Raw genomic sequence first — 3,105 nt, 5'->3', positions numbered from 1 at the left:
CGGCGATACTGTGCTGCTTGGCTACCGTATACAGATGCAGATGACACGTTCCTATCTTCCCTGTGTGTCGGGGCTGTCGAAAGGCAGGACCCGTCTTCACACTATCTTCGACTGGGCGAGCACACCGCTCGACAAGCAGCTAGAGTCCGTCTCGCCGGCGGTCGTCCGCGAGGAAGTTGATGCACTGCTCGCTTTATAGCGGCAGCAGGGGTGGTTTGTCCCAGCTAACACAGGCGGTTGACCGGTTTGGGAGGCGTTCAGGCTTAGGCGAGCACCATGATGGGCGGCCAATTGCGGATTAGGTCCGACCGAGGAAGCGGCCAACCCAACCGGGTCTGGCAGGCGCTGGCGGTTTACTCTCTCCGGTGAAGAAAGAATCCATGACGGTCCCCAGTTCGGAATCCTCAATCTCCGAGAGGACCTGGATCTGATTTCGCAGTCTCAGCCGGATGATGGCTTCCCGCGTCACATCTTCCATAGCCGGACGGCCGAGCCGAGCTGCCGCCCTGACCCAGGCCTCGGCGAACCCGCGCGCAAGTCGCGCGTCACTTCCGATGGATGGGCGCTCGGTGATCTGGACAAGAGCATCTTCAGTGAGCTCTGCCAGCAGTTCCCAGCGGCGGCCGGTCCGAGGGCCTCTGTCTAGTATTCGCCCCCTCATCCACAGTCTCTGGAATGCATTGCGGATGCCCCCGTGAAATCGCTCGGCTGGCCTTCCGGCGAATCGCCATGCCACAAGGTCAGGCAGAACTACTGTCGCAAGGAATGCCCACACGTCATCCCGCAGTGCTTCTCCGCTTTCAAACTCAGGCACCTGTGCAAGGTGGATGGATGTAAGCTCGTCAAACCGACCTCGCTCGATGGCGCTGCCTCGGTCCGGAAATCCGCAGGCATGCCCAATCTCGAGCAGAGCCGTTCGGAGTGTCCGGAGGAACTCGTCGGGGACTGGGCTTCCGCCGCTCGCTGCATAAGTTGTCTCGACAGGAAAATGGGCAGACCCCAGGCCTGCATCGACGGTGGCCATGAGACCTGCGGTGGACGACAGGCATGCGTCGACTGCGATGCGGTCTAGTCTCGGCAATAGTGCCACGCTCATGCTCGAGCCTCCTCCGTCGCGACGTCCGCAGCGGCGAGAACCGCTGCATGGAACGAGGATGGCCTTAGATCGAGCATGCTCCGGATCGTCTGGATGTCCTGGCCGGGAAACGCTAGCCGGATCCAGAACTCGACTCTACCTGCTATAGAGTGGGAGTCGCTCTCCGCGACCGCTTGCTCGAAATCGGATTGTCGCAGTGATGTGGCGATGATCTGCGTCATGACATCGGCAAGCACCACCTGGAGGGTGGCGCGATCGCCGGCGAGAAGACGCTCGGTGAAGTCGGGGCGATCGCTGTTGAGGAAAAGTCGAACAGCTCCGCCGAAGTCCCGGTGGAGGTTGCCTGGAGCCCAGTGCAGGTACCATGGCGCATAGGCTTCCGGCCTTCCGGCGAAGCGGTGAGAGAAACTCAGTGATTCCATCGGGAATCTGGGTTCCTCGCCCTCGAGACGCAGATCGATCCGGTCAGACCAGAGCTTCGATGCGGGTCGGGACGGAGACAGCATGTGTGCGCCTCGATCGGGGTTGCCGAGGAGGACCATTGTCTCTGCAAGAAGGCGCTGGGAAAGGCTGTGTCCCGCCACTCGCTCCTCGAGAAGAATTTCTCCAGCGCGAATTTCGCGACGCGTCGCTGTAATGATCGTTCGGGGCATGTTGCCCGCACCCGTGCCGACGCGCATCAACAGCACCAAGGCGAGCTGCGCCATGTCGATCCGCAGCTGTGAGGCGGCGATATCAAGATCGACAGCAATCCGGCGCCTGAGGGTCACGTCGCGTCCGCTGTCCCAGTCCGCAATCCAGGGATCTTCTATGACGACTTCACGATCGCTCTCGACGAGTACCCATGGGCCGGCCTGCACGGCGTCGGTCCCTAGTGTCAGGAATGGAAAGGCGATACGGCTCATGCGTCGGCTGCCGCGGACAGTCGCGCACCGAGCGTCACGGCGCAATCGGATGGCATCGCAACAGCCACCTCGAACCTGCCGACTCGATCACCGATCTCGATCCGCGTCCCGCTGCCGAGCGATTCTCCGAGCTCATTGCGAGCGTCGAGCACACGAGGTTTGACGGTCGACGGCGCTTCGGCTGCGGTGCCGCCGTCCATCACAAGTGCAGGTTCAAGAAGCAGCGAGTTTGCCGCGCCGTCGCCCCTCACGACCATCTCGAAAACCGCGACAGGCCCGTCCCGGCCTTCCTCCAGTCTCAGGAACAAGGGCCGAGTGACGCCGGTGCCACCACGGCTTGCACCGCCACCGCCGCCCCCGGGGGCTCGAGGACCTGCACCTTCGCCTTCACCCTCGAGTACCCTTCCAAACAGGCCGGCGACCGTCGCAAGCGACGGTCCAGTATCGCCGCCGATCGGCGCCGCCGCCGGCGGATTTGCATATTCTGCCGCGGCAACCTTGATGCGGCGGACGGCGATCCGCACGATACTGCGCGCCTCCTTGTCGGCGAGCGCCTCGAACTGCCAATCATCGTGGGCGGGCGGCTCTGCTTCTGCGAAGGCAGCCTCGACGAGCTGATCATCTGAAGCGACAAAGACACCAGCCCACTCGAAGCGATCATCGGGAAGCTGCACACCTTCGTAGTAGCGAACCACCAGTTCCACGGGCCGCATCACTGCGATCGCGGCGGATCGCTCCGGGAACAGGCTACCCTCACGACCTGCCGGCGAGATTCGATCTGCCCGGAGCCCTCGAACCATGCTCAAGCGACCAAGCATCCTGTTCGGCCGAAAGGAGCGTATCTCCTCGCCACTCGCCGGATCGGTCCGCAAGGCCTTCATTGCACGTGCGTAGAGATCCAGCGGAGGAAAGTCCTCAGGCCGCGGCAGTGGATATTCCGTATCCTCGATGAAGATGCGGAAGTGCATCTTCCGGCTCTCGGGCGTGTCCTCGATGAGCCGGGGCCAGAAGAACCAGAGCAGTGCCTCCTGCACGAGGCTCATCGCATGCTCACCATCGGCGCCGACGAACGCGGGGTCAAGAATCATGATCGAGGTGCCTGAT

The 3,105-nt window shown here is 62.6% G+C and carries 3 protein-coding genes; 1 reads left to right on the top strand and 2 read right to left on the bottom strand.

Features of this window, described 5'->3' with window-relative positions; genetic code table 11:
• The coding region (locus EN781_RS34925) for a hypothetical protein (RefSeq protein ID WP_210213510.1) at positions 1-199 on the top strand (199 nt) is incomplete at its 5' end.
• Between the two features lie 893 nt (positions 200-1,092).
• On the opposite strand, the gene EN781_RS29585 is transcribed toward EN781_RS34925, so the two are convergent.
• Together EN781_RS29585 and EN781_RS29580 are read right to left on the bottom strand one after the other, a co-directional pair.
• Positions 1,093-2,001: a hypothetical protein gene (locus EN781_RS29585; protein WP_127400600.1), complete on the bottom strand. Its 909-nt coding sequence runs from the start codon at positions 1,999-2,001 to the stop codon at positions 1,093-1,095.
• Positions 1,998-3,105, bottom strand: a 1,108-nt coding sequence (locus EN781_RS29580; RefSeq protein ID WP_210213509.1) for a hypothetical protein, incomplete at its 5' end; no start/stop codon positions are given. The genes EN781_RS29585 and EN781_RS29580, both read right to left, overlap by 4 nt.

The sequence above is a fragment of the Mesorhizobium sp. M4A.F.Ca.ET.090.04.2.1 genome (assembly GCF_003999085.1).
In the GTDB taxonomy this organism is placed as follows: Bacteria; Pseudomonadota; Alphaproteobacteria; order Rhizobiales; family Rhizobiaceae; genus Mesorhizobium.
The sequence above is the reverse complement of the archived record's forward strand: the minus strand, read 5'-3'. Positions and strand labels throughout refer to the sequence as shown.